This is a genomic window from Emticicia oligotrophica DSM 17448, from assembly GCF_000263195.1.
In the GTDB taxonomy this organism is placed as follows: domain Bacteria; phylum Bacteroidota; class Bacteroidia; order Cytophagales; family Spirosomataceae; genus Emticicia; species Emticicia oligotrophica.
Map to the genome: position 1 here is coordinate 4,768,388 of NC_018748.1, position 22,554 is coordinate 4,790,941.

Annotated in this window: 20 protein-coding genes; all 20 read right to left on the reverse strand. The window is 30.4% G+C overall.

Annotated features, from left to right (window positions below; translation table 11 throughout):
- Nucleotides 1-48: 48 nt before the first annotated feature.
- The 20 genes from fcl to EMTOL_RS19855 all read right to left on the reverse strand — a co-directional run bounded on the left by fcl (nucleotide 49) and on the right by EMTOL_RS19855 (nucleotide 22,461).
- Complete coding sequence (gene fcl / locus EMTOL_RS19760) at nucleotides 49-990, reverse strand: GDP-L-fucose synthase (protein WP_015031100.1); 942 nt, start codon at nucleotides 988-990, stop codon at nucleotides 49-51.
- Complete coding sequence (locus EMTOL_RS19765) at nucleotides 977-2,104, reverse strand: glycosyltransferase (RefSeq protein WP_015031101.1); 1,128 nt, start codon at nucleotides 2,102-2,104, stop codon at nucleotides 977-979. The genes fcl and EMTOL_RS19765 overlap by 14 nt, the downstream gene beginning before the upstream one ends.
- 22 nt (nucleotides 2,105-2,126) lie before the next feature.
- Complete coding sequence (locus tag EMTOL_RS19770; protein WP_015031102.1) at nucleotides 2,127-3,185, reverse strand: glycosyltransferase family 4 protein; 1,059 nt, start codon at nucleotides 3,183-3,185, stop codon at nucleotides 2,127-2,129.
- Nucleotides 3,185-3,961: a glycosyltransferase family 2 protein gene (locus EMTOL_RS19775; protein ID WP_015031103.1), complete on the reverse strand. Its 777-nt coding sequence runs from the start codon at nucleotides 3,959-3,961 to the stop codon at nucleotides 3,185-3,187. Before EMTOL_RS19775 ends, EMTOL_RS19770 begins: the two co-directional genes overlap by 1 nt.
- 69 nt (nucleotides 3,962-4,030) lie before the next feature.
- Complete coding sequence (locus EMTOL_RS19780; RefSeq protein WP_015031104.1) at nucleotides 4,031-5,305, reverse strand: O-antigen ligase family protein; 1,275 nt, start codon at nucleotides 5,303-5,305, stop codon at nucleotides 4,031-4,033.
- A gap of 102 nt (nucleotides 5,306-5,407) precedes the next feature.
- Nucleotides 5,408-5,929: an acyltransferase gene (locus EMTOL_RS19785; RefSeq protein WP_015031105.1), complete on the reverse strand. Its 522-nt coding sequence runs from the start codon at nucleotides 5,927-5,929 to the stop codon at nucleotides 5,408-5,410.
- Between the two features lie 14 nt (nucleotides 5,930-5,943).
- Complete coding sequence (locus EMTOL_RS19790; RefSeq protein WP_015031106.1) at nucleotides 5,944-6,774, reverse strand: 6-hydroxymethylpterin diphosphokinase MptE-like protein; 831 nt, start codon at nucleotides 6,772-6,774, stop codon at nucleotides 5,944-5,946.
- Nucleotides 6,775-6,855: 81 nt separating this feature from the next.
- Nucleotides 6,856-8,259 (reverse strand): lipopolysaccharide biosynthesis protein, encoded by a 1,404-nt coding sequence (locus EMTOL_RS19795; protein WP_015031107.1) that lies wholly within the window; start codon nucleotides 8,257-8,259, stop codon nucleotides 6,856-6,858.
- 27 nt (nucleotides 8,260-8,286) lie between these two features.
- The gene (locus tag EMTOL_RS19800) at nucleotides 8,287-9,441 is read right to left on the reverse strand and encodes a hypothetical protein (RefSeq protein ID WP_015031108.1); all 1,155 of its coding nucleotides are present in this window, start codon (nucleotides 9,439-9,441) and stop codon (nucleotides 8,287-8,289) included.
- A gap of 34 nt (nucleotides 9,442-9,475) precedes the next feature.
- A complete protein-coding gene (locus EMTOL_RS19805; RefSeq protein WP_015031109.1) occupies nucleotides 9,476-10,210 on the reverse strand; it encodes an SDR family NAD(P)-dependent oxidoreductase in 735 nt (244 codons plus the stop codon).
- A 9-nt stretch (nucleotides 10,211-10,219) separates the two neighbouring features.
- A complete protein-coding gene (locus EMTOL_RS19810) occupies nucleotides 10,220-11,152 on the reverse strand; it encodes a phosphoglycerate dehydrogenase (RefSeq protein ID WP_041693692.1) in 933 nt (310 codons plus the stop codon).
- A gap of 2 nt (nucleotides 11,153-11,154) precedes the next feature.
- A complete protein-coding gene (locus EMTOL_RS19815; RefSeq protein WP_015031111.1) occupies nucleotides 11,155-11,832 on the reverse strand; it encodes an acylneuraminate cytidylyltransferase family protein in 678 nt (225 codons plus the stop codon).
- A gap of 43 nt (nucleotides 11,833-11,875) precedes the next feature.
- The gene (locus EMTOL_RS19820; protein WP_015031112.1) at nucleotides 11,876-12,814 is read right to left on the reverse strand and encodes a glycosyltransferase family 2 protein; all 939 of its coding nucleotides are present in this window, start codon (nucleotides 12,812-12,814) and stop codon (nucleotides 11,876-11,878) included.
- 271 nt (nucleotides 12,815-13,085) lie between these two features.
- Nucleotides 13,086-15,482, reverse strand: coding sequence for a GumC family protein (locus EMTOL_RS19825; RefSeq protein WP_015031113.1), 2,397 nt, complete (start codon nucleotides 15,480-15,482; stop codon nucleotides 13,086-13,088).
- Nucleotides 15,483-15,551: 69 nt separating this feature from the next.
- Complete coding sequence (locus EMTOL_RS19830; RefSeq protein ID WP_305953283.1) at nucleotides 15,552-16,307, reverse strand: polysaccharide biosynthesis/export family protein; 756 nt, start codon at nucleotides 16,305-16,307, stop codon at nucleotides 15,552-15,554.
- A 254-nt stretch (nucleotides 16,308-16,561) separates the two neighbouring features.
- Nucleotides 16,562-17,632 carry a YjbH domain-containing protein gene (locus EMTOL_RS19835; protein ID WP_015031115.1) on the reverse strand — a complete coding sequence of 357 codons (1,071 nt, stop codon included), beginning with the start codon at nucleotides 17,630-17,632 and terminating at the stop codon, nucleotides 16,562-16,564.
- A 3-nt stretch (nucleotides 17,633-17,635) separates the two neighbouring features.
- On the reverse strand, nucleotides 17,636-18,493 hold the full coding sequence (locus EMTOL_RS19840; RefSeq protein ID WP_052315414.1) for a YjbH domain-containing protein: 858 nt from the start codon (nucleotides 18,491-18,493) through the stop codon (nucleotides 17,636-17,638).
- A complete protein-coding gene (locus EMTOL_RS19845; RefSeq protein ID WP_015031117.1) occupies nucleotides 18,459-19,451 on the reverse strand; it encodes a hypothetical protein in 993 nt (330 codons plus the stop codon). The genes EMTOL_RS19840 and EMTOL_RS19845 overlap by 35 nt, the downstream gene beginning before the upstream one ends.
- 1,256 nt (nucleotides 19,452-20,707) lie before the next feature.
- Entirely contained in the window at nucleotides 20,708-22,003 is a 1,296-nt protein-coding gene (locus EMTOL_RS19850; RefSeq protein ID WP_015031118.1) for a Y-family DNA polymerase, read from the reverse strand.
- On the reverse strand, nucleotides 22,000-22,461 hold the full coding sequence (locus tag EMTOL_RS19855) for a LexA family protein (protein ID WP_015031119.1): 462 nt from the start codon (nucleotides 22,459-22,461) through the stop codon (nucleotides 22,000-22,002). Before EMTOL_RS19855 ends, EMTOL_RS19850 begins: the two co-directional genes overlap by 4 nt.
- Between the last annotated feature and the right edge of the window lie 93 nt (nucleotides 22,462-22,554).

Consider the following 22,554-nt stretch of genomic DNA (forward strand, 5'->3'; position numbering starts at 1 on the left):
AAGCAAATTTTGAAGTTTCAAAATAAGCATTCTAAACTTAGAGGTAAATCACTTTCTTAGCAAATCATAGTTTTTCAAAAAGTCAGCATAAGCTAAAGAAATTCCTTCTTCCAAATCAATCTTATAAGCCCAACCTAGAGATTTTAATTTGCTAACATCCATTAATTTTCTAGGTGTTCCATCTGGTTTAGTATGATCCCAAACAATTTCACCTACAAAACCTACCGTTTTTTTGACTAACTCCGCTAAATCTTTGATGCTTATATCGTGCCCTGTTCCAATATTTAAAAATTCTGAACCGCTATAGTTTTCCATCAAAAATACACAGGCATCTGCCATATCATCTGCATGTAAAAACTCTCGTAATGGACTTCCAGAACCCCAAAGAACAACTTCAGCCTTACTATTTTCTTTTGCCTCATGAAACTTTCTTATAAGTGCTGGTAAAACGTGCGAATTTTGTAAATCATAATTATCGTTGGGTCCATACAAATTAGTAGGCATGACAGAAATAAAATCGCAACCATATTGGCTTCCATACGCCTCACACATTTTTATACCAGCAATTTTGGCAATGGCATAGGGCTCATTGGTGGGTTCTAACAAACCAGTCAATAAATATTCTTCTTTAAGTGGCTGCGGAGCTAATTTAGGATAGATACAAGAAGACCCTAAAAACATGAGTTTTTTTACACCATTCAAATAAGAAGCATGAATCACATTATTTTGAATAGCCATATTTTCATAGATAAAATCTGCTCTGTAAGTATTATTAGCTACAATACCTCCTACTTTTGCTGCTGCTAAAAACACATAGTCGGGGCGTTCTTGCTCAAAAAAAGCTTGTACAGCAGCTTGATTTCTTAGGTCGAGTTCTTTAGATGTTTTTAATATAAAATTATTAAATCCTTTTTTTTCTAATTTTCTTAAAATAGCAGACCCAACCATTCCCTTATGGCCTGCAATGTATATTTTACTACTTTTGTTCATATCTTTTGGGATGTTTTTCTAAGCTAAATTGATTGTCATATAATTTTGTAACTAAAGATTTTATTTCTAAATCGAACCTCATAGAACTAAACCGTTCTGCATTTTTTCTTATTTTAGCATAGTCGAACTTCAATTTTTCAAATTGATTAACAGCTTCTACGATAGAATTGACACTCTGTTCACTAAATAAATACCCTGTTTCTTGATGAATTACTGATTCTGCTGGACCTCCTTGACCAAAACAAATTACAGGAGTTCCGCAAGCTTGAGCTTCTACAGGAGCAATTCCAAAATCTTCTAATGCCGCAAAAACAAATCCTCTTGCTTTTCCAATGATCAAAGAAACTTCATCGCTTGCTAAAAAACCTGTAAACTCAATATTTTCTTTTGCAATAGCCTTTAAATAGGGCATTAATTCACCATCACCTATTATTATTAACTTTTTCCCCGTTTGATTAAAAGCCTCAATAATTAAATCAAACCTTTTTTTAACAGCAAATCTTCCAACCGTCACATAATAATCTTCTTTGTCTTCAACCAATGTAAACTTTTCAACATCAACAGGAGGATAGATTAAATATGTATCTCTTTTATATCTTTCTTTAACCCACTGCTGAACAAACTTAGAATTAGCTATATATACATCAGGCCCTTGTGCTAGTCTAAAATCAAAATGCTTTATTATATTTAAAACAGGGGAAAGTACTTTCGAAAATCCTTTGAAAAAAAGTTTTCTTTCATAATCCTCCCAAACATACATAAGGTTTCTTTGTTGTAAATAACAAATATGTAACTGAGAATCTGTACTTTTTTTAACTCCTTTTGCCGCCGTATGTGACGAACTTAAAATTAAATCTGTTTTAGTATCAACATTCAGTTCACGTATAAAATAAGGAAATAATGGAAATAAAAACCTAAACTTTTTTCCAAATATCTGTAAAGAAGAGGTCTTTATTGTGTACTTCTTCGAAAAAAGTTTATTCTTGTCACTCTCACTCATTATATCCACCATACTTAAAACTTCTTCAAATTCAAAATTTGAAGAAAATGAGGCAATCACTTTTTCAGCACCTCCGTATAGATCTAACCAATCAACTACTAATGATATTCTCATGATCAATTCAAAACAGATTGTATCAGTTAATATTAATTATAATATCATGAAATTTGGTCGTACTACTTTCCCAAGAGAATCGCTCTTTATTTGTTTTACCTAATTGAATTAGTTTATCTCTGGTTTGATCTTGGAATATTTGTAACATTGAATCTGCTATACTTTGTACACTGTAAGGGTTACAATAAAGTGCACTATTCCTAAATATCTCAGGTAAAGAACTTTGATTTGAAACTATAATAGGACAGTTACAAGCTTGAGCTTCTAAAGGTGGAATACCAAATCCTTCATAAAAAGAAGGGAAAATGAAAGCTAAAGCATTGCTATAATATTCAACAATTTGCTCATCCGATATTCTTCCTAAAAAGACAATTTTTCCATTTGTAATATAATTTGAAACATCCAATGTATTAAAGCTATTAGAAACCTTATCTCCTATAACAAAGAGTTTTACATCATGTTTCTGTTCTGAGACAATATTAAAAGCCTTAAAAAGGGATATAAGATTTTTCCTCTCACTTAAAGAAGATAATGCTAAAAAAAATGTTTCTCTTTTATTTTCATCAATACATTTTTTATTCGTGAACTCACTGCTAACTGCATTGTAAACAACACTTATTCTTTCTGGCTGTATATCATAAAATCGGCATATTTCATTTTTTGAAAATTCACTTACAGTAAAAATGCATTTTGCTCTTCTAAGCAATTTCGGAATCATGAATTTGTACCAAAATAGAAATTTTTTTGAGTAAGCTTCAGGATAAACTAAATATGCAATGTCATGTAATGTTATAACATTATTGGTGTAAAAGATTGGGGCAGTGTTTGCTAAATTTATTAACAATGGATTATTCTTGTATTTTAAATAAATAGGAAGCTCTATTTGCTCCCAAATTTGTCCACTAAGTTTGCCTATAACCACTATATTTAATTCAGATGCAATATCTACGTGAATTATATTATGCGGAGCTACAAAAACTATATTGGGTTCTATTTTTTTTAAATTTTTGCAAATCTCAATTGCAAAACGCTGAACTCCCGTTATATTTTGAGTGAGAAACCTACAGTTAACTACTATCATTATTTTCTAAGAAATAAATTAATACCAATCTTTTTGAAAGCATTCTTAATGTAAGTCTTAACAAACTGAAGTAAAAAATAGTAATTTGCTGTTAGCTTGTTAAGGTTTCCTGTATTTATACATGCCCTTCTATGCTCAAAAAAGAGTTTAGGATTATAACTTGCTCCACCCTCAGTCATCAATACAGTTATCTCATTAAAAAATAATGCATTTAACTTTTCACCAGGTCTTAACAATAACTCGTAATCACCACAGATATTATAGTTAATATCAAACATCCCATATTTTTCAAAAAGTTTCTTAGAATGTAATGCTCCAGGATGAGCAAGCATATTTATTTTTTGAAATTTATCCCATTTCCAAGGCCATCCCATTGTTCTTAAATAATTACCATTTGAATCTATCAAATTTAATTTTGAAGAAACTAACAAGCAATTATCTACTTGATTGGACTCTAAAAAAGCAACATAGTTATTCAAACAATTATCTACAAGAAAATCATCTGAACCTAAAAATAATATCCAGTCACCTGAAGCTTTATTTAATCCTTTATTCCAAGCATCATATATTCCTTTGTCACTTTCTGACGACCAGAAATTAATTTTAGACTCATATTTTTTTATTATATCTACTGTCTTATCTTTAGATTGTCCATCAATAATAATATATTCTATATTACTGTAACTTTGAGATAAAACACTAAGCATGGACTTTTCAAGTGTTTTATCTGAATTAAAGGTAGCAGTTATAATTGATACTTTTGGATTTAAATTCATGAATCTTATAACGTTAATATTACTAATAATGATGGATAAAGTTTTTCAAAGTGTATTTTTCAGACCCAATCAATCAAATTTCACCTTGGTTGCAAGCTGAAAAAAAGAAACAGAAACTATAAAAAATATTAGTAGAAAGTTAGGGAAATAAAAACCCATTAAGCTTTCTGTACTACCAACAATACTACAATACAACAGCATACTTCCTACAATAATAGATTCTAGTCTAAATAAAGAATATAATTTTTTAATAAGATATATAATTCTGAAATTACACTGCATAAAACAAATAAGTCCGATATAACCCATGTCGAAAAGAATTGCAAAAATTGAATTATGTGTTGTAATTAAATTATTATTTGTCCAAGAAGAAAAGATATTTGCCCACTGTAGTGATATATTTGAGCCAAAATGCCCAAACTCTCCATATCCTATTAATTGAAATATCTCAAAAGATAAGAAAAAATTTAAGGACACAGTCCAAATTGTAAACCTGATTAGCTCTGACTCATCATCCCCTCTTTGTAAATTATTAACATTGCCAAGTAGAATTGGCATTATTACCGATAATACCACAGGAAGAATGAAATATATAAAAGGACTAATTGAAAATAAGATTCTATTGTATGAAAAACTACTTCCTTTAAATAAAAATACAAATAAAGAGATAAGAATTGGAATAAAAATTGACATTCGAGAGTCAATGGGCACAAGAGTTATAAGTAAAAGTGTAAGACAAATTACTCTGATTACTGAAAACTTAGTAAATAATATTAACAATATTTGTAACATAAAAACAAGACCAATAACACTTGCGAAGCTGTTATATCCTGTAGCAAGAGGATACTTTACCCTTAAAATATTTATTCCAATATTTGCCAATAATAAAGCTGGACTAGCTTCTTGATAGCTGATTGCTTCGTCTAAGTCTAATTTTATCTGAAAATAATATAGTATAAAGTTAATAAAACAGAAAATTGAAAAAGGAAAAATTATCAATTTTTGTAAAATATTTTGAAACTCAAAAAAAGTCCCTAATCTAATGTATTTACAACCAATTGTAATAATGTAAAGGAACATCAATAAATTGGTTAAAAATTTATAAAGGATATTAAAAAAATCTAAAGATGGGTTTGAAGTACGAACTAGTGATATTAAAAAAAGTATCATTATTCCAATTAAACTTTTATTATTTTTGCTAGTACAAAATTTTGAAACACTGTTAAATTGTTTCAAAATTTGATATAAAACACAACTATTCATTAATAATTTTAGAAGAATTATCTTTCCTAAAGCTGAACTATGCAATAAAATTAAAAATATGGTAAAAATATCAAATGGCATAAAGTTTCTATATTAATAATTTTATTCTCAAATTTTCTTTTTTGTAGCTTTTTAATTTATCATTAAATCAAAAGAACTAACATACAAATATAATTATACTCTTCATATTATTGGGGCGATATTCTTCCCTAAATCATAATCCAAATTTGCACTTCTTATTCCAATTTTTTTTGCAGGTATACCCCCTACAATGGAATAAGCTTCTACATTACTCGCTACTACTGCACCTGAAGCAACTACAGCACCTTTTCCAATTTTAACTCCAGGAAGAATTATTGCTCGAGAGCAAATCCATACATAATCTTCAATAACTACTGGGGCACCAACCTCTTTAAAATCAGAACTTTGAACATCATGATGCAACGTCCAAATAATTGCTTGAGAACTTATGTTTACATTAGACCCAATGTTTAAACCTTTACGAGCATCTAAAATACAATCATGTCCAATGATTGAGCTATTCCCAATGTGTAATTTCATTGGACTTCTGATTTCAAAGCCTCTGTAAAGACCAACAGATGTACCAATATTTGCTCCCAAAGCTCTAATTAATAATACTCTTAGAGTATGAAATGGTAGCTTAGAAATAAATTTTATTACTATATATAAAAAGACAAATCTCATATTTGTAAATATAATTAATCAGTTAAAAAATCTTTCAAACTTTTTCTCTCGTAAATCTCCAATAAACCGCCTTCCGTTGAATTATAAATTTTCTTCCCTGCATTCAAGTATGTTTCTCTTGCCAGTTGATAATGATATTCAGAACTTAAAAGGTCAGGAAGTTGCCATAAATCTTTGGTTGTAAAATAGTTTGGATCGAAATGGTTATTATCTTGAGTGTCCAACTTAATTGTTTTATTTGGAGAACCTTTTGATGCAAAACTATGATCACAACCTACCAAAGTAACCTCTTCAAAGCCCAAATGAAACGCAAGTTGAAGTGCAACATAAGTGACTGTTGAACCCTGACAAACTGATGAAGAAATATCTCCTGCAAATCTTCCATGTAGAGTAGAACTATGAAGTATATGTAATTGCGAATTTTTATTGAAATCTTTAACTCTCAATTTACATTGTTTAAAAGCAGCAAAATCTAAAAAAAGAGGTATTGATGTCGCCATAAAAAAATCCTTATTTTGTTCAAGTACAAATGGATTAACACAAGCAATAAAGTTTGGTCTAAATTGTGTTTTATCAAATAACAAATTTATTTTGTTTAACCCAATTGTAAAAACATTTGATTGACTCAACATATCGAAGTCTACATTATTTAATGAGGGCCCGTTACATAGTATCACACATTTTTTTCCCGCATACCTGTTTTTTAACTTTTTAATTTTTTGATAATTCCCAAAATAGTTATTGGAAAACAAATCAAACTTCAACTTACCTAAGACAAGTCTCATCCCTTCATAATAATGATTTAGGGTCGTAGCACTTAGGTATTTTGTATATAACTGTTCCATACACGCTTATTAATTAAAATGAAAATTTTTATTTATCGTAATTGTTAAAATGATGCTCAATTAACACTCAATGATGTACAATCATAATAATTCAAGAGCTAAAAAATTGATTACTAATATAATTATGCAAGGTATAATACCTTTCATTTCAAACTTTAATGGGTTCACATTCAATAATTGGTATGACTTATATGGTGCATACCAAGAATAACAGAGTAAATAACCTATTATCATACCAATTGGAAATGACATAACACCAATATACTTAAATAATAAAACTGATGATATTATCATTAAAACACCTGTTATACCATTTAGATAATGCCATATTATTTTATTTGTTGTACTATATACTTGAAGATGCATTGCACCATATCTTTCTATAAGAAAAGCTATTCCAAGTAATGACCATAATCCTTTGGAGGGAAAATCTACATGAGAATGAATTATTTTAAAGATAATATCACTAAAATAGGAAAATAAGAGCACAAAAAAGGTAAAAAAATAATATACCAAATTCATATTTTTTATGCTGACATTAGCAAGTTCCTTCATATCTCCTTTACTGTATAATGATGAGAGCAGAGGAATTCTGCTATAAAACGGTGCTTGTGAAAAATTTCTAATATTTTGTATTAGGTTTAGGCCTACTAAGTAAGAGCCTAGTAGCTGGGGGTTAGCAATTTGCCCATATATAAATGCTGAAGACTGAACAACTCCCTGTGATAATAATATACCAAAACCACTTTTAAGAGCACTTGGGACAACCATCTTTAAAATCTCATCTTTTTTAGAAAACTTAAAACTTTTCAGGTTTATATCTGGAAACTTATTTTTTACTAATAAAGAATTTCTTACAACGGCAATCATTAGCCAAAATTGATTAATTAAAATAACATTGAAAATATTACTTTGAAAAGTAAAAATATATATTACAATTGAACTAGTGCTTATTAAATTAAATAGAGTATCCCATCTTCTTACCAAGGGTATAAGATTAGCTCCCTGCAGAAGATTTAAATAAATATTTCCCCACAATAAATATGGAAAAGTAACCACAAAACACACCCAAACTACTAAAGCATTAAAGTAATCAGTTGTTTTATTTATAATATCAATAAGTAACCAAGTTCCAAAAGTGCTTAAAGTAAGTAAAGAAATAATGGATAAAATTTTATAAATCCACCTCATTATACCATATATTCTTTTTATATAATCTTGATAAGCATCTTTTTTTTCACTATCAGTAGTAATATTCTTAAAAGATCCGTAAGCAATAATTCTTACAAATGCAGAACCAAAACCCGAATCAAGTAAAACTAATAGAGACAATATTATCGAAATAAAATACCAATAATTCACATCTCCTGCTTTAAAACGGTTCAGAACTAATGGTGTAATTAGAATAATATTTGCAGATTTGGATAAAAAGCTTGCCCATGTAGTGAATGTCGGGGAATTCCAAATTTTTTCAAATTTTATCATTTTCTTTATCCAAACAGGTTATTTTCATTAATCTTCTTTATTTCTTATTATATATTTTTTATTTGATATTTTTTTGAATTGCAAAGTAAGTAAACTGTAATCCTTATTTCTAATTATTTTATAACCTTTGAATAAAGAGTAGTTTTTATACAAAGTGGCTAAAATATCAACATCTAAATAATATCTCATTGGTTTATTATCTTTCCCTGTTCCTATAAAGACATCCCAAGGTGCAATCGCTGTAATAGAGTATTTCTTACACAATAAAAGAAATTGTAGATTTAAATCAATGTCATTTGAAACTAAAGTAAAAGATTGAGATTTTTTTAACTCATTATTTATTTTTACAATTCTCTGGAAATATCTATCGGTTAGTGAATCTGTAACTATTTCGCAAATTCCTCCATCAAATATACTATAAATAGAATCCCACTTTCCTCTGTAGTTATTAGTAATTAACTGTATATTTCCAGAATAACTTTTAATTGTTTCTTTCCAATTATTTAAAAATTCAATGACAGATTTTCTTTGAAAATCACAAAACTCCTTTCGGTATAATATTGTATTATCTTTGTATTTAAACACCTTTATACCTTGTGAATTCAAATACTCCTTGTAATTAAATATATCATTGATTTCATTATGTCCTAAGTCTATTAAGTAGCGAGTAAACTTATTCACACAAAACTCACAAAAACATCCTCCAGATTCAAGTGATTGCTCATTAAATCTTGAATCATCGACTAATATAGCATAAGGTCCTAAATCAACTAACTGTTTAGTTTTTTTTATAAATAAATCATTAAAAAAGGGAGAATTTACACAACCCCAATTGGGATTTTTTTGATTCCAAACTTTCATCCATGGAGCAACATATTTTACATCATTTAATCCAATGATTCTTCCTCTTATAGTATACTCTCCTGAATCAGGAACCTGAGGATTAATAGCTAAACTAAACTTAATGTTTCTATCTTTTAGAAGCTTTATTTTACTACTATCTGAACAATACATCCAATCAATTTGAGTCACACTTAGCTTATCAATAATATTTAGTGTACTCAAAGTATCATTTTTACTTGTGGGATGAAAAAACCTTGACGAAATACTTATCTCTCCTTTCTGACTAAAAGAATGTTGAATTAAAATGAAAGAACAACAAATAAAGATGAAATTCTTCATTAGATATCAAGATTAAATATTTCTACATTCCAGACTACAAATCCTTTAAAACCGAGCTAATTCCTCCATCTAAAGACAAGTTTGCACCATGTATAAAACCTGAGTTTTCGGAAGCTAAAAATAAAACAAGCTTTGCTACATCATTAGGATAACCAATTCTTTGAACAGGGTGTAACATCCTTAGTTGATTTAAAGCTTCTTCATTGCCATCAAAGCCAGCCAATAGCATATCAGTTTGGATAGCTGCTGGGCTTATTGCATTAACTCTAACTCTTCCTTCCAAATCAACAGCTAATGCTTTCGTTAGTCCGATTAGAGCACTTTTTGAAGTAGCATAACTAATAAAACGTGGTTTGGTTAATTGTTGATGAATACTACCTATATTAATAATACAACCTTGTGTTTGCTCTAATCGAGTTAAAAATAATTGACTTAGCAATAGAGGTCCTGTTAGATTTACATTCAAAGTTTCTTGCCAATGTTCTAATTTTAAATCATCTAATCTATCCAACAATTGAACTGCAGCATTATTTACAAGTACATCTAATGCCGAAATATTGTTATCAAAATAATTTATAAATTTGTCCCTATACTGATAATCAGAACAATACATATTGAGGTCGAAAACTATTAGTTTATCAACAAAGTCAACTTGTTCAGGTCTAATATCTAATCCATATACAAAATAGCCATTTTCTTTGAACATTTTGGCAATTGAACTACCTATTCCACCTAAAACCCCCGTTATTAATATGCTCTTTTGTTTCATTACAGTTTTTTAAACCCCTAAAAATTCAAATAAATAACTAATTGCTTGGTGGCTTGCTCGACGTACCCCTTCGATTGTATTAGAACCATTATGGGTTCCAAATATACATTTATCAAACTCCCTCAAGCCAGAATCAATTGGAAATGGTTCTGTTTCAAAAACATCTAATGCTGCTGCTTCAACCTTTCCAGATTGCAAAGCTACCAACAAATCTGCTTCGTTCACTATACCTCCTCTCGAAACATTAATGATATATACACCATCTTTCATATTATTTATAATATCAGCATTAACCATATTACGAGTACTAGGTGTCAAAGCACAAGTAGTTATTACAAAATCTGCTTCTTCTATTTTTTCAGGGAAACTTAGAAAGTTATAATTTTGTAAATCTGATTCTTCTTTATTTACAAAAGGGTCATAAATGTTGATTTTCATATCAAAGCCTTTCAAAAAGCGTGCAGTAGCTTTTCCTATATCTCCAAATCCAATAAGACCAACTACTAAGCCTGATAAAGATCTGCCAGCTGGTTTCACCCAATTTCCTTTTCTTACTTCTCTATCAATGAAATATGTTTGTCTAGCCAAACCTAAAACATAAGAAGTTGCAACAGTAGCAACCTCGGCACCAAACATATTTGGTGTATTTATTATTGGGATTCCTAGTTTCTTGCAAGCTGCAAAATCAACATTATCAATCCCAACTCCCCATTTCACAGCCGCTTTTAGTTTACCTTTTTTACCTGCGGTAAAAACTCTTTCAGATGCTGGATCGTCACCAATAATCCAACCATCGACAGTTGGTAATATTTCTTCCAACTCTTCCTCTGAAAGTGTTTGAACTATATTTGGAATAATTAATTCAATATTTTTTTCTTCAAAAAAAGAACGAAATTCATCAATTCTTTTGAGCATTGGAGGGCAACTTATTAATACTTTCATTATTATTTTCCAGGATAAAGTTCTTTAAACAAAAATTCTGCTACTTTAAAATTTAATTCAACATCTATATCTTGAGCTTCAATTTCAGGAATTTCATACAAAAAAGGTCTATCACCAATTCTATTAAATTTTTTAATTAAGGTTTCTTTGGTAAATAAATACATACAAGAATTTTCCATATAGGTTGGAGGTAAATCTTGAGTTCTTAATAAAATAGCAGGATTATGATTAATTGCTCTTGCTAACGGATCCCATAAACGTTGTTGCACGCGAGTAACTGTAAACATACTATCATAAATAGGATAAGATTTTATAAAATCTTCTATTCCTTTTGAAATTGTCTCTGATGAAAGAATTGGGTTAGTACTGTGAGTCTGAAGATAGAACTCAGACTCAATAGAATTACAAGTATTTAACAATACATTATTCATTGGAATAGCCCCATCACGTAGGTGTTCAGGCCTTTCTAATACAATAACCTCAGGATATAAATTCGAAACTTGCTCAATTATTATCGGGCTATCAGTATCAATCACTACTTTATCAATTTTATTACATGCCAAAAGGCTGTCAACAATTCTATGATAAAGAGGTTTGCCAGCAAAATCACGATAATTTTTACCTTTCACACGTTCACTTGAATGACGCATAGGAACGATAGCAACAACTTTATACTTCATAATGATTATTTTATATATAAATATTGGAACCTTAGTTAATTATCTATTCAGAATATTGTATTTTAGGTGCAGAAATCTCGGCAGGTCTTTGCTTTTTTAGAAAATTAGTTGGATAGTAAAATTTCGTTCTAAGTGAATTATCAACATTACCCGAATGATTATACCCTTTTAAAGTCCCCCAAAATTGTAATATTCTAAAAACTGGTATATCAGCTATGTTTTTTAAGAAAACACCATCAATAATCGAAAAATAATAATCACTGATTATATTTGTTATAGACAAATAAAAGAAATCCCAAATACCAAACTTGGCATAAGGTACGATTCTTTTAAATGCAATGGCTTCTCTATAGTATCTATTAAAAATTTTTTTTGGTGTTTCTTCATGAATATGTACAATCACGGCTTCTGATTCATAGACCAATTTATAACCTTTTTTCAATATCTTTGATGCCCAATCTAAGTCTTCTAAGCCTGTCAAAGTTTCATCATAAGACTGTTCAATCCATAAAGCTTTTCGTATTGCAGTATTTGCATTATTTGAAAAAGGGTGTAACTGATTATAATTTGAGAAAGGAGGAAACCACTTTGCAAGTAAACGCTGTTCTGAATATTTACTTTGCTCATATCCTATCTGCCTACCATAGACTAAAGCAACCTTTGAATCATTAAAGGGCTCTATCATTTTATCGATCCAGTGGGTATATACTGGATATACATGAGCACTTGCAAACAACAAAATCTCTCCTTTAGCAAATTCACATCCTTTATTTAATGCAAAACCAAAAGAAAACTCTTCTGGTAATATAGAAATTACTGAAGCCCCCATCGATTCAGCAATTTCTACTGTATTATCAGTAGAACCAGAGTCAACCAAAATTATCTCTATTTCGTGATTAGTTAATTGAGACTGAATTCCACTGATTAATTTACCAATGTGTTTTTCTTCATTAAAAGCTCTGATTATAATACTACATATCATTTGTCTAATCAAATAAACAATTAAGAATAAAAATATACATTTTCACAAGAATTAAAAAGAGCCTTAAACTCAGATTTGTGCTTCAAACCAATAGTCTAATGTTTACTCAGGTTAATAATACCATTGACTTTGATAAATATATAAAGAAATTTTTATATCAAAAACAAAATTTAGTGAATGGTGTTAGGTTCTTAAAATATTACAAAAACATACTATTTATGTAATAAAAAGATTAAGTATTTATCTTAAACATTTATAAATAATAAAAAAATTATTTTTTATTATTTATAAATTTAAATAAACTTAATACTCTTTTTATCTTTCTATTTAAGCTCATTTTTTTAAAATCTTCTATATAATACCCCCTGCCATATCCATACCCATATCCATATCCATATCCATAACGATACTCTTGACTATTCTTATAATTTACTCCATTTAATATGATATTCAATGATTTTATTTTCTCAAATTTTTTAAGGTCATTAAGTACATTCAAATTTTGTAATTTTGTTATTTCATGTCGAACTAAATAAAAACAAGCATCAGCAAAAGGAATTAGAAGCATGGCATCCGTTACCAATCCAACAGGTGGGCAATCAATTAATACATAATCAAATGTTTCTCTATATACATTTATTAAAGTTTCAATTCTGCCATTGGATAATAGTTCAGCAGGATTTGGTGGGATTGGTCCACTCGATACCAAAAATAAATTGTTAACCGAAGTCGTTTTAATTATATCCGTTTCATTGGTTGTGCCTACTAAATAGTTAGAAATCCCAAATTCACGACTTTCATTTAAATAAGAAGAAATCTTAGGTTTACGCAAATCCAATTCTAAAATAGCAACTTTTTTATTTAAAAAAGCTAGACTTGCTGCTAAGTTAAGTGTAACAAAGCTTTTACCCTCCCCACTTGTGGATGATGTAAATAGTAGAACAGTACCTTTTCCATTATTATTAGAATTGATATATTGAAGATTTGTTCGAAGGCTTCTAAATTGTTCAGAAATAAAACTTCTACTTTTTACATCAATCAATGACCCATCTATTTCTTTTGATTTCTGACCAATTTCACCAAATATTGATAAGCCTGTTATGTTCTCGATTTCCTTTCTTGATTGAACATTATCATTCAATATTTCTCTAACATTGATTACTCCCGCTGGAATAATTATTCCAAGAAATAAGGCAACTAAATAAACAATCATCGTTTTCGGTTTAACTGGTCTTGGTGTTGAATGAGGACTATCAACAACTCTGCTATCCGTTACTGTAGATGCATAAGACAAAGCAGTTTCTTCTCTCTTTTGTAATAGCAAAAGATACAAACTTTCCTTGATATTTTGTTGTCTCTGGATATTTACAAATTCACGTTCTTTTCTTGGGATTGTGCGAATAGCACTTTCAAATCGGTTATTATTACCTTGTAAGCCATTTTTTGTAATGATTAAACCTCGTTTTTGATTAGTTACATTCTCGCGAATGGCTTGTTTGGTATTTGCAATTTGCGTATTAATAGTTTCCAAAAATGGATTACCAGACTGTACTGTTCTAGAAATTTTTTCACGCTGAAGTTCTAATTCTCCTAATTTTTCAATAAATGAAGTTAATATAGGATCATTAACCATTAATGTTGCGGGTGCAACATTATTCTGCCCACTTGCTAAATATCTTTCAACCCCTTCTAAAACTTTCAGTTGAATATCTACTTCACTTAATTTTGCATCATTTTCTTTTACTTTTTCTAAAAAAAGATTACCTTCAGTACTTAAATCTGTAATACCTTGAGTAGTTTTATATACCTCCACATCTTTTTCTACATCTTTCAGTTCTCCCGTAATTAACTGTAAACGTTCACCAATAAATCTGAGTGTAGCAGTTGCTTCACTATTTTTATCTTCCAATGAAGAAAAAGTATACACCTCAATTAATTTAGCCAAAATAGCTTTGCCTTTTTCGGGTAAGGGGTTTTCAATTCCTAACTCTAAAACCGTACTTTTAACATTAACCAAATTAACTTTAATATCTTTTGTAAAAGCTTCCACCATTTCTTCTCGATGCCCAAATTTAATCTTTACCAAATCACCACTTTTGGCTTTAGGATTATTCAAAAAAACTCTAAAACGTCCATAGCTATTACTTAAAGCTTGTGTATACAAATATTTTCCAATTAAACTTTTATTTTCATCCAAAAGCTCAAAATTTTGAGAATCAACTAATCTTATATAGAGAGGGTCTTTGTAAGCAACTTCTGTTAAGCTAACATAATTTAGAGTAATTGGACTTTTTTTAAATAATTCAGTATCACGAATCCATCCTTCCGAATAATAAGAAACAGTTAAATTAAGTTCATCAATTACTTTTTCTGCCAATACTTTTGATTTAAATACTTCAATTTCATTTTCTACAATCTTACTACCACTAAACATATCCAAATCTTTCAAAATTTCATTCCCTGCACTTGAACCTTTTTTTTCATCTTTGATCAAAATAGTAGCCGAAATATCATAAACAGGAACCGCATATTGTAGATAAAAAAAAGCAGTACCTAATGTTAGTAACAAGACTAACACAAACCAGTACCAATAACGCAAGTATTTTAGAAAAAAAAGTTTCAAATCAAATGCATCTTCTTTTTCTTGAAAAAATTCAAAGTTGTTCATACTTTATTTTATTATTAATTTTATAGACAATCAAAGTCTGCTAAATCTATCCTGATTAGTTGGAAAATATTATTTGAATAAATTAACAAGTAAAGTACCAAAAACAATTACTGTTGTAGCAATACTTGTGTAAATTGGAGCAAGCTGTACTTTTTGTTCAGTATAGGTAGCTTTAGATTTCACTGGTTCAATATAAATCAAATCACCATTCTGCAAATAATAATAAGGAGAATTAAGAACTTCTTGGGTTAATAAATTAACTTTAGCCACTTCTCTAATGCCATTATTTTCTCTCAAAATCATTACATTTGTTCTATTTCCATACACGGTCAAATCACCAGCCATAGCCAAAGCCTCGGGTAGAGTTGTGCGATCATCCAACAAATTATAAGTGGCAGGGCGGTTAACTTCACCTAATACTGAAAATTTATGATTTAGAAAACGAACGTTCACAGCTGGATTTTTTAACGATTTTTCAACCTCATTTCTGACAACACTAGCTGCTTCCTCTAAGGTCATACCAACTAATTTTACCCTTCCAACAAAGGGGACTTCAACATGACCCGTTGAATCTACTAAATAGCCTAAAGGCTGTCCACGCTGTCCTAATTGAATATTGGGAAACGTAGTTGTAGTCAAAGCATTAACATTTGCAAAATTCAATATTGCATTTGATTCTTCATTTAATGAACCAACCGTTATCGCCAAAATATCACTTTTTTGGATACGTGATATTTTGGGTTGAATTTTTGATAATTGTTGAAATCTAAGTGAATCGCTTGTTTGAAAGTACGCAATTGGTGGAGTAGTAATACAGGATTGCAAATAAATTAGGGTTGAAACAAAAAAGCAAAATGAAAATATTTTTTTTGCTATAGGACGAAAGTAAGGATTCATCATTTTAAGATAATGTTAGTATTATTGTTTTCATATTAAATATATCAAATCTAATATATTTTTAAATAAATACCGTTAAAGTAGTGTTAAAATGTTTAATAGTGTTTAAGATGCTTTCGTTTCTGAATTATTCTAAATAGAAAAAGATTTTTTTTGTCAATTATCCATTTTCACTTTTTTTTCTAAAATTGACTCCAATAGTTTCTATTATAAAGTGAAAGTCGCTCGTCTAATCTGAAGTTGGTTCTAAACCGCTCCCCAATAAAAAAACCATTTGAATAATAATAATCCCAAACAAACTCTTCAGTGGTTCGGATTCTCAGATATTTATTTTGTGCGATACTTCCCGGGGCAATCGCAAAAGCAACATGTAACCCTACAGTACTACCGTTGGTAGTAGAAACTCCAAAAAATCCAATATCAGCTTTTTTAAATTGGCGTACAAATTCTAATTTTGCTCCCAAATCTCCATGTAAAAACCTTCCTGCTGTCATTCGCACTTGCGAACTATATTTTTCCCATCGCCAAGAAGCATTAGCCAAAGTCGAAAAATCCTTCAGTCCAGTATATCGAAATTCTCTCTTTGGATACCAATAATAAAGTCCTGAATAATTAATATCTATTCCATAAGATATTTTAGCATTGGGATTTGCCTTTTGGTACTGAATATCTAAACCGTATCGGTCTTGATAAAATAGCCCCATTGACCATGAAATATATTGGAATTTTTTAAGCCCAATAAACTGGCTAATGAAAGTTGGGGCGGGTCTAATATTTAATGGCTGGCTGGTTAGATTATTGATTATTGGAAATGCTACTCCAGTATATACGGAAAATCCATGAGCTAATACAATATTGGTATTGAGCAATAGGTTTGTTTTATTTGCCACTGCTTTTTCGGGATTTCCAAAACTTGCTGAAAATTGAGGTTTTAAAACAAAATCTAATTTATAATTCCATCTTTTACTTCTCAAATGCTTGGGAAAATCCCGTGCTTCTGCCACTTGAATATTGCCTAATTTGTCAATACGATAGCTAGCAACAGGAATACCATGAATCATAGGAATCGCCTCATTAAAACCAAGTTCTTTTAAGTTGGCAAAATTGACTACTTGACTTCTCAAGGTTCTATTTTCAAAATAAATACTACTATCAACTTTTGCTATGTTTTCAAAAGATTTTAGCACCTTTTGAGCATAACTGTAATTGCACAGCAAAACGATAGAGAGTAAAATTAATCCTATTTTATTCACGGCTTAATTATTTGTTTTAGCGTTTAAATTTCCTTGAAAAGAAGCCCCAAACATCCATTGGTCACCATTTAGCATCCCTGCTTGGAAATTTAAGTGTTTAAACAACTGAACAAAAGCCCCTCCATTCAATTTTAAACCATCCCATTCTGCCATTACACCAATCTTGTTTTTGAATACTAATTTCCCACCTGCAATAGCCCCTACCAAATATCTATTCTTGAATTTATCTGTTGATTTGTTCAATATAATGAACTTTGAAAAAACATTGCCATTATTTGCATTTTTTTCATTTCTTCCAATGTAATATTTAGAACCATAACCACCAGTTAGCTCAGCTTTCCACAATTGGTTAATTTGAAATTGTTTGGTAGCCACGATGGCTTGTGTAATCATCGCTCCATCAATGGTAAAAGGATTAGTCAATACAAAGGCGATGGCAGGCATATATTTCTTTTCTTTTACAGCTCGCCATCTAATATCAAATTGCCGGTCACCCAAAGCTTCACTTTTCAGTCTTTTACCATTACTTCTCATTTGTAGCAATGAAAACGTAACATCTAAATTTGGGAGAATCACAAGATTGGCATAAAGAATTTGTTCGGGTAATTTCCCTGGGCTTCTCAGACTATAGGCTTTGGGGTTGTATGTATAACCTAAACAAAGTAAACCATCTTCAATGCTTACCGCTGAAGGTACATTAAAATATCCTGGTTTACCCGAAATATTTCTTTGAGCATATCCTTGTAAAGAAACAAGCCAAAAAACCAATAGTGTTTTTAATAGTATTAATTTTCTGGCTCGTTCTTTCAAAGTACAATTAAAAATATTAATTCCCACCACCTTGGTTATGGCATTTGGCATTTTCTGTATCAAAAACCTTTTTTGCGGCAGCAAGTTTGGCATTATATTCGTCTGTCACTTTTTTAGTATCAGCATTTCTTGCAGCAGCTGCTTTATCGGTTATCGCTTTTGCTTTTGCATCTAAAGCTTTAACTGCAAGGCTATAAAAAGATTCAACTATTTTAACATTTTCTACATAAAGTGCAAGAATAGCAGGTGCCATAAAACTTGGAAAGTTTTTTAGGGCATTATCTAAGATCTGACTCAAAAATGCTAATTGATCATTTCTAAATTTCAATGCTTCTTGTCTTTCTGTTGTCAAGGCTGCAGCCTTTATATTTTCTGTGTAAGCTGCTGTAATTTTTGTGCTTTCTGCTGCCAAAGCATCATCTAAAATTTTCTTTGCATCATCGAAGGCTTTTTTAATGGCATCATTACAAGCGTTTGCAGTACTAAACATTTCTGTACCACCTCTAATAACGTCTATACTACCAGAAGCCCCCGCAATTCTACCATTTATCGGTGTTCCATCTACCGTAGGAGGAGTGATTTTAGGAAAAAACCCATCTAAGGCTCCAGTTTTTATAATATCGCTTAAAGCTTTCTCAACATTTGCTGGGACAGCCTTTCCAGCTTTTATATCGGCTATTACGGTAGGTGTAATCACTGCAGCAGCAGCCTTCGTAATGGTCGTATCAATTTTAGCAACACTCGCTGTCAATGCCGGAGGAGGAGTCGTTGTCGTAGCTGATGCAGCTAATGTAGTCAATGTAGCAGGAACAACAAGGGCAGGAGGCGTGTAGGTAGTTGGAGCCGGTTGGGTAATTGTCACAGGCGTTACTGTTACCCCAGTAAAGGTCTTACTAAAGTCTGGTACTTCTACTACATCAACTTTATTGCTTTTACAGTTTACTAAAACAAAAGCAAGTGTGAACACTACGGAGTACTTGATGAAAAATGAAAATTTAATAGATTTCATAGACATTTGAAATTAAAATATAAAAATAAAGAGTAGATTTTATGTTAAGTATAGTTTTGGTTCTGTATTTATTCAAATTATAAAGGCGTCAGCTTGAAATAAAAGGTTACTAATTTGCTCAAAACTAATGAATGATTAGTTTCCTTGAAAATTCGTTCACAGTCAAAATCTCTTTTGTTTCAAAGGTATAAACATGGTGTATCATGCCCTTTTAGCATTTTGTACTGACAAAAGCATATTTTTTTCAGCTATACACCTACGCTATTTACAGACGTTCAATTTATTTTTTTGTACAAATTTATCTTTTTCTGAAAGTATAAATTTTATAGTCGAATGTGGACTTACACTATAAACTTTATAGCAATCACGAATTGAATAACATGAAGCAGAAAACCACATATTAGGTTCAATTTTTACTTTTTACTTTGGGTTTGCTTCTCGATAAAATACTCAATTGAAACCATTTTTTACTTTATTCGTATCATTATCGCGAATTGTAAAATCTGTATTTCTGTGTGCTTTATCTCGTTTTAAAAAATTTGAATGATGCTAGTGAATTTTATTCTATTTAGACAAAATTACCTAATATTATGTCTCAATTTCCTTGTTTTACAAAAGCATTATACATCTAAACACACTATTATAGTATTGTTTTGATAAACAAATTTTGCCAAATAAATCCGTTTAAACAAGTTTTTTTGTACTTATTTATTAATCGGTAATCAATTTTATTCATTTATTTTTCAAAACTTATTATTGTTATATTTTTTCATGAAATGAATCTATTTATATAAATTACTCCTAAATAAGAGTAAATTCCTTATCTTGAACAAAATCTTAAATTTCAAAAAAAGATTAAATATTGAGCAGGTAAATACTTTGATAGAAGGACAACATGTCTTATTAAAATGGCTTGAGTTTTCTGTAAAATTTGTGTTAGATAACATTTCATGACAGTATTAGTCACTTTTACTTAAATTCAAACAGTTTTATTTCTAATAAAATTAAAAGCATTATTCAATAACTCTTGAAATTGTCGATTAAGCCATAAATGCAGATAAAATTAAATCAGTAAAAGCGAATATCCTTAATTCATTAATTAGTTAGTGGTGAACCATGCACCCAAAACAACAATATGCCTATGAAGCAGGGGCTGAAATAATTGTAATTGGGAATTTATTAGAAGAAAATCATTAATGAAATGATCAATATAAATTAAAAATTCAGAACGATTGAAACAACTTCACCCTTGTTTTTTAATATTTTTCGTGCAATTTTTCATCTACTGTCAGTATTTCATGAATCCGAGTTGTGTAACAATTGGCTGGGCTTACGTATTTTTTTGAATCGTCAGGTTGATATTTCCACAAATTACCCTGTGCGGCAAATTTTATCTTATCTCTGCCCATCAATTTATTCAGAGAATCCATTTTATGAACAAGCGTTCTTTCTCTGTGTGTCTGGAGTTGTTCTTCAAATAAATTCGCTTGTAACTGATTATTAGGGACAATTCCGCTAACCATCACACTTGCTTTTTTATATCGGTAGCCATCCTTATAGATGCGTGCTAATGCCTTATGAGCTGCCTCAATCAAACTTGGTGTATATGAAGTGGGTATGGCTAACTGAATGACTATCGAATTAAAATATTGTTTTTCCTCTGGTCGAAAAGGATTCGTTTGTATATAAACATGCAATAAACTCGCACAACTACCCTGTTGACGAAGTTTTTCACCGCAACGAGCAGCAAAACAAGCCACGGCATCTTTCATTGGCTCAATCGTTGAAATTTTCTTCACAAATGAACGAGAACTCAAAATTGATTTTTTTGGTTCAGGATTTAACGTTAAAGAAATACAGGGTTTACCATTCAGTTCATTTTGGGTTCTTAATCCCACAATCTTAAGATTTTTTAAAATCCAATTTTGGGGTAGTTGCAAAAAATCATAGGCTGTATTGATATGGTTCTGCATTAAAAACTTCGTGTATTGTCGGCCAATTCCCCAAATATCTTCCACTTTTGTCATTTGCAAGGCTATCTGGGTATCTACGTCATTGTCTAAAATACATACACCTGTTTCCTTTCTATGCTTTTTTGCGTAATTATTTGCCAATTTAGCAAGCGTCTTGGTAGGAGCAATACCAATTGAAACAGGAATACCAGTATATTGCCTTACTTTTGCACGAATCATTTGACAATACTCAAAAATATCAGTATGCCGTAAATTACTAAGGTCAAGAAATGCTTCATCAATAGAATAAATTTCAATTTGTGGAGCAAACTCATAAAGTGTTTTCATCACTCTATCTGAGATATCTCCATACAAAGCATAATTAGAAGAAAATACAGCAATATCATGGCGTTCTATTAATTCTTTCACCTTGAAGAAAGGTTCTCCCATGCCAATACCTAAGGCCTTAGCCTCATTTGAGCGAGCAATGATGCAACCATCATTATTCGATAAAACTATCACAGGTTTCTCTGCTAACTTAGGTCTAAAAAGTCGTTCGCAAGAAGCATAGAAATTATTACAATCTACTAATGCAATCATTTTGCTCGATTAATAATATAAGTAACCACCCCAAAAACTTGAAATTCCATGCCTTCTTTAATCCAAATTGGGTCATAGGCCGGATGCTCTGCCACCAAGCAAATACCCTTTTTGGATTTCAAAATACGTTTGACCGTAAATTCTCCATTGACAATCCCTACTACAATTTTACCATCAGCTGGTTCTTTAGACCTATCAACGATTAAAATGGCTCCATCTAAAATACCTGCTCCTTCCATCGAATTTCCCTTAACCCTTACACAAAAGGTAGCATGTGCCTTATCGACTAAAAGGGCATTAAAATCAATTTTTAGTTCTACATAATCATCAGCTGGGCTAGGAAAACCAGCCGATATTCTTGATAAATACAAGGGTATTTGACTCTCTAAATCACCTTGTTTCTCAACAACACTGTAAAAATTTACAATGGTTGCATTTTCGTATGAGGAAATACTCATATACCTTTTTATTAGTAAATATTTAATTCGGGAAACAGGAAGTTTTCTCCATAAACTATGAAGAAATTAATAAAAATTAGAAGGGAAATAAGA

Excerpts from the sequence above, each read along its gene's own strand:
- fcl (WP_015031100.1), bottom strand. The coding sequence starts at position 990 with ATGAACAAAAGTAGTAAAATATACATTGCAGGCCATAAGGGAATGGTT.
- EMTOL_RS19765 (WP_015031101.1), bottom strand. The coding sequence starts at position 2,104 with ATGAGAATATCATTAGTAGTTGATTGGTTAGATCTATACGGAGGTGCT.
- EMTOL_RS19770 (WP_015031102.1), bottom strand. The coding sequence starts at position 3,185 with ATGATAGTAGTTAACTGTAGGTTTCTCACTCAAAATATAACGGGAGTT.
- EMTOL_RS19775 (WP_015031103.1), bottom strand. The coding sequence starts at position 3,961 with ATGAATTTAAATCCAAAAGTATCAATTATAACTGCTACCTTTAATTCA.
- EMTOL_RS19780 (WP_015031104.1), bottom strand. The coding sequence starts at position 5,305 with ATGCCATTTGATATTTTTACCATATTTTTAATTTTATTGCATAGTTCA.
- EMTOL_RS19785 (WP_015031105.1), bottom strand. The coding sequence starts at position 5,929 with ATGAGATTTGTCTTTTTATATATAGTAATAAAATTTATTTCTAAGCTA.
- EMTOL_RS19790 (WP_015031106.1), bottom strand. The coding sequence starts at position 6,774 with ATGGAACAGTTATATACAAAATACCTAAGTGCTACGACCCTAAATCAT.
- EMTOL_RS19795 (WP_015031107.1), bottom strand. The coding sequence starts at position 8,259 with ATGATAAAATTTGAAAAAATTTGGAATTCCCCGACATTCACTACATGG.
- EMTOL_RS19800 (WP_015031108.1), bottom strand. The coding sequence starts at position 9,441 with ATGAAGAATTTCATCTTTATTTGTTGTTCTTTCATTTTAATTCAACAT.
- EMTOL_RS19805 (WP_015031109.1), bottom strand. The coding sequence starts at position 10,210 with ATGAAACAAAAGAGCATATTAATAACGGGGGTTTTAGGTGGAATAGGT.
- EMTOL_RS19810 (WP_041693692.1), bottom strand. The coding sequence starts at position 11,152 with ATGAAAGTATTAATAAGTTGCCCTCCAATGCTCAAAAGAATTGATGAA.
- EMTOL_RS19815 (WP_015031111.1), bottom strand. The coding sequence starts at position 11,832 with ATGAAGTATAAAGTTGTTGCTATCGTTCCTATGCGTCATTCAAGTGAA.
- EMTOL_RS19820 (WP_015031112.1), bottom strand. The coding sequence starts at position 12,814 with ATGATATGTAGTATTATAATCAGAGCTTTTAATGAAGAAAAACACATT.
- EMTOL_RS19825 (WP_015031113.1), bottom strand. The coding sequence starts at position 15,482 with ATGAACAACTTTGAATTTTTTCAAGAAAAAGAAGATGCATTTGATTTG.
- EMTOL_RS19840 (WP_052315414.1), bottom strand. The coding sequence starts at position 18,493 with ATGCCAAATGCCATAACCAAGGTGGTGGGAATTAATATTTTTAATTGT.
- EMTOL_RS19845 (WP_015031117.1), bottom strand. The coding sequence starts at position 19,451 with ATGAAATCTATTAAATTTTCATTTTTCATCAAGTACTCCGTAGTGTTC.
- EMTOL_RS19850 (WP_015031118.1), bottom strand. The coding sequence starts at position 22,003 with ATGATTGCATTAGTAGATTGTAATAATTTCTATGCTTCTTGCGAACGA.
- EMTOL_RS19855 (WP_015031119.1), bottom strand. The coding sequence starts at position 22,461 with ATGAGTATTTCCTCATACGAAAATGCAACCATTGTAAATTTTTACAGT.